The sequence below is a fragment of the Cupriavidus sp. 8B genome, from assembly GCF_054589115.1.
The window spans coordinates 1-14,496 of record NZ_BAAILO010000210.1; the positions used below are offsets into that span (position 1 = coordinate 1).

The following is a 14,496-nucleotide window of genomic DNA, read 5'->3' on the forward strand; positions in this document are numbered from 1 at the left end:
CGAGCCGTCAAGGTTTGAATCTCCCGTTATGCGGCGAGGAGTCTTTCGCCGCATCCGGGTCGCCTTCTTTGCCTACTTTCTTGGCGAGACAAGAAAATAGGTCGCCTCCCCGCAGGGGAGGTGAAACTGCCTTTGACTTTGAGCTTTTGAGCTTTTGACGTTAAGCAGTTGCTTTTGCAGTTAGGCAGTTGAATTTGCAGTGACGCAGCAACATGAATCGGCTCTGACCTCCCAGCCGATCCAGTCATGGTTGGCGCACAGCGGCATGCCGACGGCAACCAAGCCACTCCACTCACAACGCCTCCAGATCCCTCCCCCGCAACCCCACCAGCAGCGCCTGCCCATCCGGCCCCACGCGGAACTCGCCATAGCGTGCCTTCTCGAACCGCGCCGCCTGCCCTTCCTGGAAGAAGTACGCATCGGTGGACACCTGTGCTTGCACGCCGCCCCAGCGCGACGGCACGGTCTGGAAGCGCAGCAGTTGCTCACCCTCAGCCAGGGCCTCGCCCGTGTGCAGGCGCACCAGCGTGGCTTCGCCGCGTGCATCGCGGCGGATCACGGCGACTTGCTCGCGCGCGGGCTCGATGCCTTGCTGGCGGAGCGCCTCGCGGATGGCATCGGCGATGGCGAAGTTAAGGGCCATGTAGTCGCCTTGCATGAGCGAGCGCGGATCGACTGGCGCCAGGCGCAGGTAGACGATGTCGCCGTGCGCCAGCAGCCGTTCCTTGCCGGTGATGGCTAAGGCGGCGAGCCCGAGCGTGAGCACCCATGCCAACAGTATCCAGCGTTTCATGCTTGTCTCCTTGCACCGTCGCGATGCAGCGCCCTGCGCAGCAGCAGCACGGCGATGCCGGCGCCGGCGAGCGTGACGGACTTGATCAGCAGCGTCCAGTGCAGTGCGCTGTAGTACCAGACGAAGCCGCTGCCGAGCGCGGCGACGGCCAGGCCCAGCCACGGCAGCGAGCCGCGGCGCAATGCCAGGCCAAGCGCGAGGGCGGCGGCGACTACCGCCGGCGCGCCGGCAAGCAGGATGCTGAAGAGCACGGCGCCGGCCAACGCCATGCCCCGCACCATCGGGCTCAACCGCAGCCGGCCTGCTTCGGCAAGGACAAAGGCCGCGAGCACCGCGCCGAACAAGGCGCCGGCCAGCCAGTAGTTGCCGGCCTGGCGTCCGGTGTCGGCGTCAAACCACAGTGCGCCGGGCTGGCTGAGCCCGGTCACCACCAGTGCGGCGCCAAGCGCGAACAGCAGCGTGGCGTCGGCGGCGGGCTCGATCCAGTTGTGCAGCCCGGCGGCGCAGAGCCGCCCCTCCGCCAGCACGAAGCCGGTGAGCAGCGTCATGGCGAGTGGCGCGAGCCAGCCCAGCGAGAAGCTCATGGCTTGCCAGCCGTGGCGCAAGCCGGGCGTCATGGCCAGGTGGAGCGCTAGCGCCACCGCCGTCCATACGCCCAGCGCGGCCAGGAAGCGATGCAGCCGGTTGCTGACCAGCACGTAGAGCACGGCCTCCAGCAGCGCCAGCGCGCCCCAGAAGGCGGCCGATTCGAGCAGGCGGGCGCCGCCGTAGGCCTGGCTCGCGCCGTACACGAGCAGGCCCTGGCCGCTGAGGCTGACGGCCAGCGCGAATTGCTCGAGCGCGGTGGCAGCCGCGCGGCGCCGGTACAGCGCCGCGGCCAGCGCGATCATGGCGGCGCCGCAGGACGCCATTGCCGTGGCGTTGTCGCGCGCGGCCACAAACACCGAGCCGAGCAGGAAGACGAGGAAGAACACCGCGCCGAGCCAGCCCGCCAGGCCCATCAGCAGCCTGACAGCCCAGGGCGTGCGCGCTTGCGCGGCCTGCGGCTGCCCTTGCACCAGGCCGCGCGCGGCCAGGTCCTGCCACAGCGCTTTTACTGCGAGACGATCGCTGGTCATGCCGGCTCTCCATTGGGCGCGCCGCTCGGGGCCTGCCCATGGTGTCGATAGGCGCGCAACAGCCAGGCCGCGGCCGCGGCGGACAGGCCGATGGTCAGCAGCCCGAGGATCAGGAAGGCGCCGAACCCGGCCCCGTTACCCTCCAGCAGCAGCCGGGCCATGCCGGTCACCAGCAGCACGATGACGGAGAAGCTGGCCAGGCTGAGCGCCACCACATCGAATGCCCGCAGCCGGAACCAGGCCAGCAGCGCGCCAAGCGTAAGCATGGCCACGCCGAACATGGCGGCGTCGAAGCGGTTGTGGACGATGCTGGCGAGGCCGAGCCAGCCCGCGTAGGCGCACGCCAGCGCGGCAAGGATGCGCGCGCCGGCCAGCCCGCGAAAGCCGTAGCCCGGCGCCAGTGCGCACAGCGCGAACCACAGCGCCAGCTGCGCCAGCGTGGCCGCCACCAGCGACAGCGTGGTGGCCCGCTCGCCGGCTGCGCCGAACAGCAGGTCGAACATGGCGCCCATGCCAAGACGCACGCTGAAATACCGCAGCAGCGCCACATTGGCCAGCACGATCACCAGCCACCAGTGCGGGGCCGCGCGTGCCGCCAGCGCCCACGGGATCGCCAGCAGTGCCCACAAGGCAAACAGCTGCCAGGCGTCGGCGCCGGTCTGGTACACCTGCCCGATCACGGCCAGCAGCACGCCGGCCACCACCTGGGCGCCGCAGAGCGCCGCCAGCCCCGCCAGGTCGGCAGGCGGGCGCAGCCAGGCGAATCCCGCCAACAGGGTGAGCGCGCCGGCCAGCAGGCCGAACTTGGCGAACTTGTGCAGCTCCTGCCAGTTGAAGGCGAAGAACACGATCACGCCGGCGCACAGCAGCGCCGCGCCCAGCATCAGCAACGTGCGGTCGAGCCAGGCCCGCCACTGGGCCGCGTCGGGCTCGGTACCCGGCCAGGCGGCGACGACGCCTTCGGCGCCAAGCGCGCCCTGCTCTCGCCAGTCCGCCAGCGCCTGGCGCATCGCCCGCCGGTCTTGTAAGCCCTGCATCGAGGTTGGCCGCATGGGTGTCCTATGTGATGGATACGCCAGTGCACTGTAGCAAAGGCGCCGCCCTCTGCGCAGCTTTCCTTGCGCGAGGACAGCGGGGGGTGCCGCCCTTCGCGGCGAGGCTTTGCGGCCGTGCCCCCTGCCCGGTATGCTGTGCGTTTTTCCCCATCCAGCCGCGCCCCGCCATGACCCTAGGTATCCTCGCCGCCATCCACGATGAAGTCGACGGCCTGATCGCCGCCATGCGCCACGACGACGCGCGCGCCACCGTGCAGCGCATCGGCATGCGCGACTATCACGTCGGCCACCTCCATGGCCAGCGCTGCGTGCTGGTGCTCGCGCGCATGGGCAAGGTGGCGGCGGCGGCCACCACGGTGACGCTGGTGCGCGAGTTCGGTGTGGATGAGATCGTCTTCACCGGCCTGGCCGGCGGCATCGGTGCCGAGACCCGGGTCGGGGATGTGGTGGTGGCGGACCGCACGCTGCAGCACGACCTGGACGCGCGGCCGTTTTTTGGCCGGCATGAGGTGCCGCTGCTGGAGCGCGCGGAATTCCCCACCGATCCGGGCTTGACCGCCGCGCTGCGCGAGGCCGTGGCGGGCTACCTGCGGGATGACCTGCCGGCTTCGGTGCCGGCCGACGTGCTGGCCCGCTTCGGGGTCAGCGCGCCCAGGCTGCATGTGGGGATGATCGCCAGCGGCGACCAGTTCATCGGCTCGCCCGCCGCCGCGGCCGAGTTGCGCGAGCGCTTGCCCGGCGTGCTGGCAGTGGAAATGGAAGGCGCCGCGGTGGCGCAGGTTTGCCATGAATATGGCGTGCGGCATGCGGTGATGCGCACGGTATCCGATCGGGCCGACGATACCGCGCACGTGGATTTTGCGGCGTTCCTGACGGACGTGGCCAGCCATTATTCCAGCGGGGTTTTGCAACGGTTTTTGGAGCAGCGCGGTTAATTCGGCATTCGAGCTCCGCGGGTATTAATTCAATCTCACCGTCCCCTGGCCACGCCCCCGACTCCGACCAGCACAGCCGCGCCCAGGATGGCCGCGAACCAACCCGCCATCTGCCCGTCGGCAAACCAGTGCAGCCCCCGGCCGCCGTAAAACGCGGCCAGCGCGCCCAGTGCACCGAACACCACCGCCGCAAGCAGGCTGACCCGGCCCACAGGGTGCAGCCACCGGGCCGCCAGCCCAACCAGCACCCCTACCACCAGCGTACCCAACATCACTTTCTCCTGATTATCTGAATCTGGCGCGCTGTCTGGGTAGGCTCGCCAGGCGCCGCGCGTGGCCGTAACAATACGGTAAACCCGACCGTGCCCCGGCAAGATCCGCGCCGGGCGGTATAATGTAGCCCGGTTCGGCGGCGCTTTGCGCCGGAATCCGCGCTTGAATTCATGCCCGGATTGCACCTGACTCCCGCGCTGCAGCCTGCAAAGCCGCTGCCCGGAGCCCGGCCAGAGAGACATGCTCCCCACCATGCAACTGCTCGCGATCGGTATCAATCACACCACGGCGCCCGTCTCGCTGCGCGAGCGAGTGGCGTTTCCGCTTGAGCAGATCAAACCCGCCCTGGGGGCCTTGCGCACCCACCTGGCCGGCAAAAACGGCACCGAAGCCGCCATCCTTTCCACTTGCAACCGCACCGAGATCTACTGCGCCACCGATGTGCTGGTATCGGGCTCGGAAGGCTTCGAGCACACGCTGCGCTGGCTGGCGCAGCACCATAACGTGCCGGCCGGCGAGCTCGCTCCCCACCTGTACGCGTTGCCGCAGTCCGAAGCCGTGCGCCATGCGTTCCGCGTGGCCAGCGGGCTGGATTCGATGGTGCTGGGCGAGACCCAGATCCTGGGCCAGTTGAAGGATGCGGTGCGCACCGCCGGTGAAGCCGGCGCGCTTGGCACCTACCTGAACCAGTTGTTCCAGCGCACGTTCGCGGTGGCCAAGGAGGTCCGCGGCCAGACCGAGATCGGCGCGCATTCGGTGTCCATGGCCGCCGCCGCGGTGCGCCTGGCCCAGCGGATTTTTGAAAGCGTCTCGACCCAGCGCGTGCTGTTTATCGGCGCGGGCGAGATGATCGAGCTGTGCGCCACGCACTTTGCAGCCCAAACGCCGCGCCAGATCGTGGTGGCCAACCGCACGGTCGAGCGCGGCGAACGCTTGGCCGAGCAACTGGCCGGCCAGGGCCTGACGACCGAGGCCATCCGCCTGTCGGACCTGGGCGCGCGCCTGCATGAGTTCGACATTGTGGTGTCGTGCACCGCCAGCTCCCTGCCCATCATCGGGCTGGGCGCGGTGGAGCGCGCCGTCAAGCTGCGCCGCCACCGCCCCATCATGATGGTGGACCTGGCCGTACCGCGCGACGTGGAGCCCGAAGTCGCACGCCTGGATGACGTCTTCCTGTACACCGTGGATGACCTCGGCGCCATCGTGCGCGAGGGCAATGCCATGCGCCAGGCCGCCGTGGCCCAGGCGGAAGCCATTATCGAGAGCCGCGTGCAGAATTTCATGCACTGGCTGGAAACCCGCAGCGTGGTGCCGGTCATCCGCGACCTGCAGGCGCAAGGCGAGGCCATGCGCCAGGCCGAGCTGGAACGCGCGCGCCGCATGCTGGCGCGCGGCGACGACCCGGAAGCCGTGCTTGAAGCCCTCTCCGGCGCGCTCACCCGCAAATTCCTGCACGGCCCGACCCACGCCCTGAACCACACCCAGGGCGACGACCGCGAGACCTTGCTGCGCCTGGTGCCGGGCCTGTTCCGCCACAGCAGCCACTCCGAGCGCTAGCCGCGCTCACCTCGGCCGTGCGTGTCCTGCGCACGGCCACCTTTGCGTTGCCTCCGGCCTTTGGCCCGCACGCATCCCCGGCAGCAAACATTCGCCTCCACCCGTTTCACCGCGCCCCTTCGGATCTCCATGAAAGCCAGCATGCTTGCCAAGCTCGACCAATTGTCCGAGCGACTCGACGAAGTCAACGCCCTGCTTGCGCGCGAAGATGCCACCGCCAAGATCGACCAGTACCGCAAGCTCACGCGTGAGCACGCCGAACTGACGCCGGTGGCCGAGCAATACGCGCAGTATTGCCAGGCGCAGGAAGACCTGTCCACCGCGCAGGCGCTGCTGGATGATCCCGAGATGAAGGAGTTCGCGGCCGATGAGATCACCGCGGCCCGCGAGCGGCTGGAAAGGCTGGAAGGCAGCCTGCAGAAACTGCTTCTGCCCAAGGATCCCAACGACGACCGCAACCTGCTGCTGGAAATCCGCGCGGGTGCCGGCGGCGAGGAAAGCGCGCTGTTTGCCGCCAACCTGCTGCGCATGTACACGCGCTTCGCCGAGCGCCAGCGCTGGCAGGTGGAGGTGATGAGCGAATCGGCGTCCGACCTGGGCGGCTATAAGGAGGTGATCATCCGGATTGCCGGCGATGCGGCCTTTTCCCGGCTGAAGTTCGAATCCGGCGGCCACCGCGTGCAGCGCGTGCCGGCCACCGAGGCGCAGGGGCGCATCCACACATCGGCCTGCACGGTGGCGGTCATGCCCGAGGCCGACGAGGTGACCGAGGTGGAAATCAATCCGGCCGACCTGCGCGTGGATACCTTCCGCGCATCCGGCGCCGGGGGCCAGCACGTGAACAAGACCGATTCGGCCGTGCGCCTTACCCACCTGCCCACCGGCATCGTGGTGGAGTGCCAGGACGACCGCAGCCAGCACCGCAACAAAGACAAGGCCATGAAGGTCCTGGCGGCCCGGCTGATGGACGCGAAGCTGCGCGCGGCGCAGGCGAAAGAGGCCAGCACCCGGCGCAACCTGATCGGCACCGGCGACAGAAGTGATCGTATCCGCACCTATAATTTCCCGCAGGGGCGGGTGACGGATCACCGTATCAACCTGACGCTCTACAAGATCGACATGATCATGGACGGCGATCTCGACGAGCTCCTGTCCGCATTGTCCGCGGAACACCAGGCGGATCAACTGGCGGCGCTGGGCGAAGGGCATTAATCGCTCGGCAATAACAGATTATTGCGACGATATAGCAGTCATTAAGGCAAACTTTTGGATCGCGCTGCATAAATCGCGATTTCTGAACGAAAACCTTTGTATCTGTTGTAAATGCTTGCAACAGCACTGGCGCGCCATTTTTCGCTGTCTATAATCGATTTCGACTGAGCCGCCAGACAGAGGTCGGCGTGTCGCCACTCGAAAACGGACAAAAGGACGAAATCATGAAGAAATTGCTCGCGCTGTTGATGATCACCGCCGCCATGGCTGCCTGCAGCAAGAAGGAAGAAGCCCCCGCCACGCCGAGCGCTGACAGCGCCATGCAGAGCGCCGCCGAATCCGCCAAGGCCGCCGCCAGCGACGCCGCATCCGCCGCCAGCAATGCCGCCGATGCTGCCAAGGCCGCTGCCAGCAGCGCTGCCGCCGATGTCTCCGTTGCCGCCGAAAAGGCCAAGGTAGACGCCGGCAATGCCATGGAAAAGGCTAAGGAAGCCGCCAAGGACGCTGTCAACGCCAGCGCCGACAAGGCCAAGGACGCCGTCAACAAGTAATCTGCACGCCACGGCGGCAAGGGGCTGGCGCACCGCGACCAGGCACCACCGGCCAGGCAAGCGCGTTACACTGCAAACCCCGTCAGGGCACTCCCGACGGGGTTTTGTTTTTTTGCCTTCTCCATGCCCAGCACCACGTCCACCACGTCCACCGTCTCCTCCCCCAGCCCCAATGCCGCCGCACCGGTCCCACTGCCTGAGACGGCCACGGTACGCGATGCCCTGGCCCTGGCTGCGGCAGCCGGCTTGCCAGCGCTGGAGGCGCGCCTGCTGCTGAGCCATGTCACCGGGCTGACCCGCACACAGCTGATCACGCGCGACGACGAGACGCTTGCCCCGGCCCAGCGCGACAGCGTTGCCGCCTTGCTCGGGCGCCGCCTGGCCGGCGAGCCGGTGGCCTACTTGCTGGGTGAGCGGGAATTCTTCGGACGCGCCTTCCGCGTCACCCCGGATGTGCTGATTCCGCGCCCGGATACGGAAATCGCCGTGGAAGCGGCCTTGAAGCTGCTGGCGCCGCTGCCCGCCCCCCGGGTGCTCGACATGGGCACCGGCTCCGGCGCGCTGGCCGTCACGCTGGCCTGCGAGCGGCCCGACGCCGAGGTCTGGGCCACCGATATCTCGCCCGGCGCGCTGCAAGTGGCGCAAGACAACGCGCGCGCGCTTGGCGCCGGCAATGTGCGCTTTCTTGCCTCCGACTGGTATGCCGCGCTGCCCGATGGCCTGCGCTTCGACCTGATCGTGAGCAATCCGCCCTATATCGCCGCCGGCGATCCGCACCTGGGCCAGGGCGACCTGCGCTTCGAGCCGATCGATGCGCTGACCGATCACGGCGATGGCTTGTCGGACCTTGGGACAATCGTGGCCGGGGCCGCCGCGCGCCTGCATGCGGGCGGCTGGCTGCTGATGGAGCACGGCTATGACCAGGGCCAGGCTGCCCGCGACCTGCTGGCCGCCGCCGGCATGGCCGAGATCTTCACCGCGCGCGACCTCGCCGGCCATGAACGCTGCAGCGGGGCTCGCCTGCCAACGCAGGCCGGGGCGGCCGCCTGAAGCAAGCGGCCGATTCCGGTAAAATCAATTACTTGATTGCATCAAGGCGCGCGCATCACGCGCGCCCTCCGATTTCCCGATAGCGGCGCCGGCCTTTACCGGCACCGCGAGCAACTGAAAAGAGACATCATGAGTGACGCGCAGCAAAAGATCGACCAGATCGTCAAGGGCAGCCCGGTGGTCCTGTTCATGAAGGGGACCGCCCAGTTCCCGATGTGCGGCTTCTCCGGCCGTGCCATCCAGATCCTGAAGGCCTGCGGCGTCGACGCACCGACCACGGTCAATGTGCTGGAAGACGATGGCATCCGCCAGGGCATCAAGACCTACGCCAACTGGCCGACCATTCCGCAACTCTATGTGAACGGCGAGTTCATCGGCGGCTCGGACATCATGATGGAGATGTACCAGAACGGCGAACTGCAATCGCTACTCAAGGCCTGAGCGCGACATGACCGCAGCGGGTGCAGCGGGTGATGGCAAGCCGCGGCGCATCGTCGTCGCGATCACCGGCGCCACCGGCGCGGTCTATGGGGTCCGCCTGGTACAGATACTAGGGGCCGCGCCCGGCGTGGAGGCCCATCTGCTGATCTCGGCGGCGGGCGTGATGAACCTGCAGCACGAACTCGACATCAGCAAGGCCGAGGTGGAAGCCTTTGCCCACGTGGTCCACAACGTGCGCGATATCGGCGCCACCATTGCCAGCGGCTCCTTTGCCGCCCACGCGATGGTGGTGGCGCCCTGCTCCATGCGCACGCTGGCCGCGGTGGCGCATGGCCTGTCCGACAACCTCATCACCCGCGCCGCGGACGTCACGCTCAAGGAGCGCCGCAAGCTGGTGCTGATGGTGCGCGAAACGCCGTTGAACCTCGCGCACCTGCGCAATATGATCGCCGTCACCGAGATGGGCGGCATCATCTTTCCCCCGGTCCCCGGCTTCTACCAGAAGCCGCAGAGCGTGGCGGAACTGGTCGACCATACCGTCGGCCGCGTGCTCGACCTGATCGACGTACCGCAAACACTGGCGCCAAGCTGGGCCGGGCTCAACGGCCAGGCCTGACCCACAGGTTTTACCTCGTTCTATCCCGTGCTACCGCTCTCGCTTCAGTGCCAGTAGCGATAGCGGCGGCCACCGTAGTACCCGCCGCGATAGCCGTAGTAGCCACCATAAAAACCAGGGGCTACCACTACCGGCGGCGCGGCGTAGACCGGCGCCGGCGCCACTGCGACCTCGCCGCCACCATAGCCATAGCCGGGATAAGCCGGGTAGACCGCGCAGCCGCCAAGCATGGCGGCGGCGCCAGCCACCACGAGTCCCATCATCCATGTTTTCATCTCATCGTCCTTGTGGCTTGTTTAGCCATAAGAACGTTATACGGAGCGGTTTGGTAATACAGGGTCAATCTGCTGTAACCCTTGTTACGAATCGCAACGTTTGGATGAACGTAAAGGCCTCAAACCTCAAACCGAACCCCCTGCGCCAACGGCAACGCATCCCCATAGTTCACGGTATTGGTAGCGCGCCGCATATACCCCTTCCAGGCATCCGAGCCCGACTCACGTCCGCCGCCAGTCGCCTTCTCACCACCAAACGCACCTCCAATCTCCGCCCCGCTGGTGCCGATATTCACATTGGCGATCCCGCAATCGCTGCCGCTTGCCGACATGAAGCGTTCCGCCTCCCGCAGCGACTCGGTGAAGATGCAGGACGACAAGCCATGCTCCGAAGCGTTGTTCAGCGCGATGGCTTCGTCCAGCGTGGTGTACGGCATCACATAGAGAATCGGCGCGAAGGTTTCGCTCAGCATCATCTCGTGCTGGCGATCGGTCAGCACCAGCGCGGGCCGCACATACTCGGCATTGGGGTACTTTTCGGCCAGGACGCGCTCGCCGCCGTGCACGGTGTTGCCGTGCTCGCGGCAGCGGAGCAGCGCGGCGGCCATGGCGGCCCCCGCGGCGCCATCGATCAGCGGGCCGACCAGCGTTGTCTCGGCCAGCGGATCGCCCACCGGCAGGCGGCCGAACACCTGGACCAAGCGCGTGGTCACGGCCTCCAGCACATCGACATGTACAAAGGCGCGGCGCAGCGACGTGCAGCGCTGCCCGGCCGTGCCCGCCGCCGAAAAGGTCATGGCGCGCACGGCGAGATCGAGATTGGCCGAGGGCGCGATGATCGCGGCATTGTTGCCGCCGAGTTCCAGGATGGCGCGCTTGAACCGCTCGGCGCAAGCGATGCCCACGGCGCGGCCCATGCGGGTAGAGCCAGTGGCGCTCACCAGCCGCACATCGGCGTGTTCCACCAGATGCTGGCCCAGCGCCGGCCCGCCCGAGAGCACGGTGGCGATGCCAACGTGCTGGGGCGCGGCGATCTCCAGCACGCCGTCAAGCAGGCTCTGCATGACCAGCGCGCTCAGCGGGGTCTTCTCCGACGGCTTCCAGATCACCCCGTTGCCGCACACCAGTGCCAGCGCCGCATTCCAGGCCCAGACCGCCACGGGGAAGTTGAAGGCCGAGATCACGCCGCACAGGCCATAGGGATGCCAGGTCTCGCGCATCGCATGCTGGGGCCGCTCGGACGCGATGGTGAGGCCATGCAACTGGCGCGACAGGCCGACCGCGAAGTCGCAGATGTCGATCATCTCCTGTACCTCGCCCAGCCCTTCCTGCAGGATCTTGCCGGCTTCGAGCGAGACCAGTTCGCCGAGATGCTTCTTGTGTTCGCGCAGCACTTCGCCAAAGCGCCGCACCACCTCGCCGCGCACCGGCGCGGGCACCAGCGCCCAGCTGGCTTGCGCCACGCGGGCGCGCTCGATGCGCGCGTCGGCCTCGGCGAGGCTGCAGGCGGGCAGGTGCCCGAACGCCTCGCCGTCGATGGGCGAGCGTACCGGCAAGGCGCCGGTGGGGCCTTCGCCGTCGCGCCACGGCGGCGTCAGCCCGATGGCCTGCCAGCAGGCCGCGAATTCCTTTGCTTTCATACCGTTGCCTCTTGAAGCGGATGACGGGTGTAGTGTCGGCCGAAACGGTTGGCCAGGAAAGTGTCCAGCGCCATCGCCTCTTGCGGCACGAAGCCGGCCTGCGGCAGTTCGCCGTTGGCCACCAGGTCCAGCGCGGTGCAGATGCCGGCCGCCGTGGTGAGCTGGATCGCATTGACGTGGCCGGCAGCCGTATCCGCGCCGCCGATGCGCACCGAGAACGACGCCTGCGTCAGCGGCCCGCGCCCACCTTTGCCGCCGCCGGCGGCATAGCCGGTGGCGTTGGCGAACACGATCACCACGTCCTGCTGCGTGGCGGGGATCGCGCTCTCGAAGATTTCCCGCATCCAGTCGCGGCGCTCGCGCAGGCGCAGGTCGTTGAGCAGCAGCTTCATCACCGCGCAGTGGCCCGGATAGCGGATCGACTTGTAGTCTACGTCGCGCGCCCGGCCCGCCAACGTCTCGGGCAAGGTGCCAAGCCCTCCTGAAGTATTAAAGGCCTCGTACTCGATGCCGTCCAGCGCGAAGCTCTCCAGCCCTTCCAGCGCCGGCACCTCCACGCGGCGCCCGTCGACGATGGCCTCGCACGGGTTGCAGTATTCGTTGATCAGCCCTTCCGTGCTCCAGGTCAGGTTGTACTTGAGCGCATTGCTCGGGTAGCGCGGCAGCGCGCCGACGCGCAACTTCAGGTCGAGCAGTTCGCCGCCGCCGCGCAGGAAGCGCTGGGCCAGGTCATTGCCGACCACGCCGATAAAGCCGGGGGCCAGCCCGCATTGCGGCATCAGCACGGAGCGCGCGCCATCGGCCAGGCGGCGAATGGCGTGGGTGGCGGTAACGTCTTCAGTCAGGTCGAAGTAATGCACGCCCAGGCTGGCCGCTACCGTGGCCACGCCGACCGCGGCGTGGAACGGCAGCGCGTTGAGCACGGCATCTGCGCCGCCGAGCAGCCAGGCGCAATCCTGGGTCTGGTCCGGGTCGCCGACACGCACGGCGATGCCTTCAGGCATGCCCTCGAGATGGGTGGGCTCGCGGTCGACCAGGGTCACGCGGTAGTCGCCGCTGTCATGCAGCATGACCGCGATGGTGCGGCCGATCTTGCCCGCGCCCAGCACGACCACGCGCATCGGCGTTTGCCGCGGCGTGCGCGTGGCGGTGGCGGCCGGAGTGACGGTACCTGGGTTGCCGGGCTGGGTGGTGAGTGCCGCGCCTTGGGTGTTCTGTCCAGTTTGGTCCAGATGGCCGGTTGGAATTTTGTAGGTCATGATGTCCCTCGTGGATCGCGAATGGAAGTTCCGTGACTGAAGTATGGTTGCGACCACAGTCAGAATGAAGGGACAAGATTGACGAAAGAGCCTCACAATCGAACGATTCGACGAAAATAACTGCCGAATCGACGAAACGCCCTTTCGCAGCCCTCGTCCAGCCACAGCCCCTGCCGCCCATGACCGAGCTCGACCAGACCGACCGCCACCTGCTCTCCCTGCTGCAAGCCAACGCGCGCGAGAATGCCGCCAACCTCGCGCGCAAGCTCGGCATTGCCCGCACCACCGTGGTGGCCCGCATTGCGCGGCTGGAGCGCGAAGGCGTGATCGCCGGCTACGGCGTGCGGCTAGGCCAGCAGATGGAGGACAACGCCATCCTGGCATTCTGCGGCATGTCGGTGATGCCGAAGAGCGCACCGGCGGTGGTGCGGGCGCTGCAGCGCTTTCCCGAAATCGAGGAGCTGAACTCGGTCAGCGGCCCGGTGGACTACATGGCGGTGATCCGCTGCGACACCCATGCCCGGCTGGACAAGCTGCTGGACGAAATCGGCGCGCTGGACGGCGTCAACCACACCACCACGTCGATCGTGCTGGCACGCAAGATCGACCGGCGCCGCGCCGCGGGCTGAGCCAGCGGCGCGCACGGAAAAGGCTTATGCTGCACAGCTTGGCAGCCTGCCCGGCCAACCGGACACCCCGGAAAACCATCCAGATCAGGAGAGCAAGACCATGAGCAATCGCATTCGAGTCGCCGTGGGCGGCGTGACCGGCTGGGCCGGCGGCGAACTAGCGCGCGGCGTGGCGCACGCGGATGACATGACGCTGGTGGCCGGGCTGTCGCGCGGCGCGGCCGGCCAGACCCTGGCGGCGCTGACCGCGCACAAGGGCACGCCCGGCGTGGCGGTGGCCAGCATCGACGAGCTGGCACAAGGCGCCTTCGACGTTTATGTGGAATACACCAAGCCGGACATTGCCAAGCGCAACATCCTGCAGGCGCTGGCCAAGGGCGCGCACGTGGTGGTGGGCACGTCCGGGCTATCCGACGAGGACTATGCCGAGATCGACGCCGCCGCGCGCCAGGCCGGGCGCGGCGTGCTGGCCTGCGGCAACTTTGCCATTACCGTGGTGCTGCTGCAGAAGTTCGCCGAGATGGCCGCGCGCCACCTGGAGCACTGGGAAATCATCGACTACGCCAAGGCCGGCAAGATCGACGTGCCCTCCGGCACCGTGCGCGAGCTGGCGTATCGCCTGGGACAGGTCCGCGAAGCCAAGCAGGTGGTGCCCATCGACCAGGTCAAGGGCCCCCAGGAAACGCGTGGCGCAACGATGTCCGGCAGCCAGGTGCACGCCGTGCGCCTGCCGGGCTATCAGTTGGGCGTGGAGGTGATCTTCGGCGCCGACGGGCAGCGCCTGCATCTGAAGCACGAGTCCGGCGACGGCTCAAAGCCGTATGTGTCGGGCGCCCTGCTGGCGATCCGCAAGGTGCATACCTTGACCGGGCTGGTGCGCGGGCTGGACAAGGTGATGGAAGGGCTTTGAGGACTTTGCGGCGTGCGCAGCGCCGCAAAGCCACAAACGCTACCAGCTGCCTTCCTTCCCCTTTTTCTCCCCGGCCTTGCCGCTCGGCGCCGCTTGCGGCGCCGACGCCGCCTTGGGGTTGAGCTGTTCCGCCATCGCGCTGTCCTGGTTGGCCATCAGCACGCGGGCCTGGGGCAGCAGCA

Annotated in this window: 16 protein-coding genes; 9 read left to right on the top strand and 7 right to left on the bottom strand. The window is 67.6% G+C overall.

Annotation, left to right across the window (positions count from 1 at the left end; translation table 11 throughout):
* Positions 1-292: 292 nt before the first annotated feature.
* The 3 genes from ACYP5B_RS20230 to ACYP5B_RS20240 are packed head-to-tail and all read right to left on the bottom strand — an operon-like array spanning position 293 to position 2,948.
* Positions 293-793: a GDYXXLXY domain-containing protein gene (locus ACYP5B_RS20230; protein WP_267605133.1), complete on the bottom strand. Its 501-nt coding sequence runs from the start codon at positions 791-793 to the stop codon at positions 293-295.
* Complete coding sequence (locus ACYP5B_RS20235) at positions 790-1,911, bottom strand: DUF4401 domain-containing protein (RefSeq protein WP_459570920.1); 1,122 nt, start codon at positions 1,909-1,911, stop codon at positions 790-792. The genes ACYP5B_RS20230 and ACYP5B_RS20235 overlap by 4 nt, the downstream gene beginning before the upstream one ends.
* Positions 1,908-2,948 carry a DUF2157 domain-containing protein gene (locus tag ACYP5B_RS20240; RefSeq protein WP_459570921.1) on the bottom strand — a complete coding sequence of 347 codons (1,041 nt, stop codon included), beginning with the start codon at positions 2,946-2,948 and terminating at the stop codon, positions 1,908-1,910. The genes ACYP5B_RS20235 and ACYP5B_RS20240 overlap by 4 nt, the downstream gene beginning before the upstream one ends.
* A 185-nt stretch (positions 2,949-3,133) precedes the next feature.
* Between ACYP5B_RS20240 and ACYP5B_RS20245 the strand changes: the two genes are divergently transcribed.
* Entirely contained in the window at positions 3,134-3,901 is a 768-nt protein-coding gene (locus ACYP5B_RS20245; protein WP_318231148.1) for a 5'-methylthioadenosine/adenosylhomocysteine nucleosidase, read from the top strand.
* Between the two features lie 35 nt (positions 3,902-3,936).
* On the opposite strand, the gene ACYP5B_RS20250 is transcribed toward ACYP5B_RS20245, so the two are convergent.
* The gene (locus ACYP5B_RS20250) at positions 3,937-4,173 is read right to left on the bottom strand and encodes a hypothetical protein (RefSeq protein WP_318231149.1); all 237 of its coding nucleotides are present in this window, start codon (positions 4,171-4,173) and stop codon (positions 3,937-3,939) included.
* A gap of 253 nt (positions 4,174-4,426) precedes the next feature.
* Between ACYP5B_RS20250 and hemA the strand changes: the two genes are divergently transcribed.
* The 6 genes from hemA (at position 4,427) to ACYP5B_RS20280 (ending at position 9,601) form a co-directional block, all read left to right on the top strand.
* Positions 4,427-5,731, top strand: a complete 1,305-nt coding sequence (hemA, locus tag ACYP5B_RS20255) for a glutamyl-tRNA reductase (RefSeq protein ID WP_267605128.1) — start codon at positions 4,427-4,429, stop codon at positions 5,729-5,731.
* 129 nt (positions 5,732-5,860) lie between these two features.
* The gene (gene prfA, locus ACYP5B_RS20260; RefSeq protein ID WP_459570922.1) at positions 5,861-6,943 is read left to right on the top strand and encodes a peptide chain release factor 1; all 1,083 of its coding nucleotides are present in this window, start codon (positions 5,861-5,863) and stop codon (positions 6,941-6,943) included.
* A 224-nt stretch (positions 6,944-7,167) separates the two neighbouring features.
* A complete protein-coding gene (locus ACYP5B_RS20265; RefSeq protein WP_267605124.1) occupies positions 7,168-7,494 on the top strand; it encodes a hypothetical protein in 327 nt (108 codons plus the stop codon).
* A gap of 123 nt (positions 7,495-7,617) precedes the next feature.
* A complete protein-coding gene (gene prmC, locus ACYP5B_RS20270; protein ID WP_459570923.1) occupies positions 7,618-8,544 on the top strand; it encodes a peptide chain release factor N(5)-glutamine methyltransferase in 927 nt (308 codons plus the stop codon).
* 129 nt (positions 8,545-8,673) lie between these two features.
* On the top strand, positions 8,674-8,985 hold the full coding sequence (gene grxD, locus ACYP5B_RS20275; RefSeq protein WP_006162611.1) for a Grx4 family monothiol glutaredoxin: 312 nt from the start codon (positions 8,674-8,676) through the stop codon (positions 8,983-8,985).
* Positions 8,986-8,992: 7 nt separating this feature from the next.
* A complete protein-coding gene (locus tag ACYP5B_RS20280; RefSeq protein ID WP_318231152.1) occupies positions 8,993-9,601 on the top strand; it encodes a UbiX family flavin prenyltransferase in 609 nt (202 codons plus the stop codon).
* 44 nt (positions 9,602-9,645) lie between these two features.
* Here ACYP5B_RS20280 and ACYP5B_RS20285 read toward each other — a convergent pair whose 3' ends face one another.
* The 3 genes from ACYP5B_RS20285 to ACYP5B_RS20295 all read right to left on the bottom strand — a co-directional run bounded on the left by ACYP5B_RS20285 (position 9,646) and on the right by ACYP5B_RS20295 (position 12,637).
* On the bottom strand, positions 9,646-9,876 hold the full coding sequence (locus ACYP5B_RS20285) for a hypothetical protein (protein WP_400091506.1): 231 nt from the start codon (positions 9,874-9,876) through the stop codon (positions 9,646-9,648).
* A 119-nt stretch (positions 9,877-9,995) separates the two neighbouring features.
* A complete protein-coding gene (gene amaB, locus ACYP5B_RS20290) occupies positions 9,996-11,516 on the bottom strand; it encodes an L-piperidine-6-carboxylate dehydrogenase (RefSeq protein ID WP_459570924.1) in 1,521 nt (506 codons plus the stop codon).
* Positions 11,513-12,637, bottom strand: a complete 1,125-nt coding sequence (locus ACYP5B_RS20295; RefSeq protein WP_459570966.1) for a saccharopine dehydrogenase family protein — start codon at positions 12,635-12,637, stop codon at positions 11,513-11,515. Before ACYP5B_RS20295 ends, amaB begins: the two co-directional genes overlap by 4 nt.
* Positions 12,638-12,954: 317 nt before the next feature.
* Here ACYP5B_RS20295 and ACYP5B_RS20300 point away from each other — a divergent pair, with 317 nt between their 5' ends.
* Together ACYP5B_RS20300 and dapB are read left to right on the top strand one after the other, a co-directional pair.
* A complete protein-coding gene (locus ACYP5B_RS20300; RefSeq protein WP_318231154.1) occupies positions 12,955-13,404 on the top strand; it encodes an Lrp/AsnC family transcriptional regulator in 450 nt (149 codons plus the stop codon).
* Between the two features lie 100 nt (positions 13,405-13,504).
* Positions 13,505-14,314, top strand: coding sequence for a 4-hydroxy-tetrahydrodipicolinate reductase (dapB, locus tag ACYP5B_RS20305; RefSeq protein WP_459570925.1), 810 nt, complete (start codon positions 13,505-13,507; stop codon positions 14,312-14,314).
* Positions 14,315-14,496: the final 182 nt, after the last annotated feature.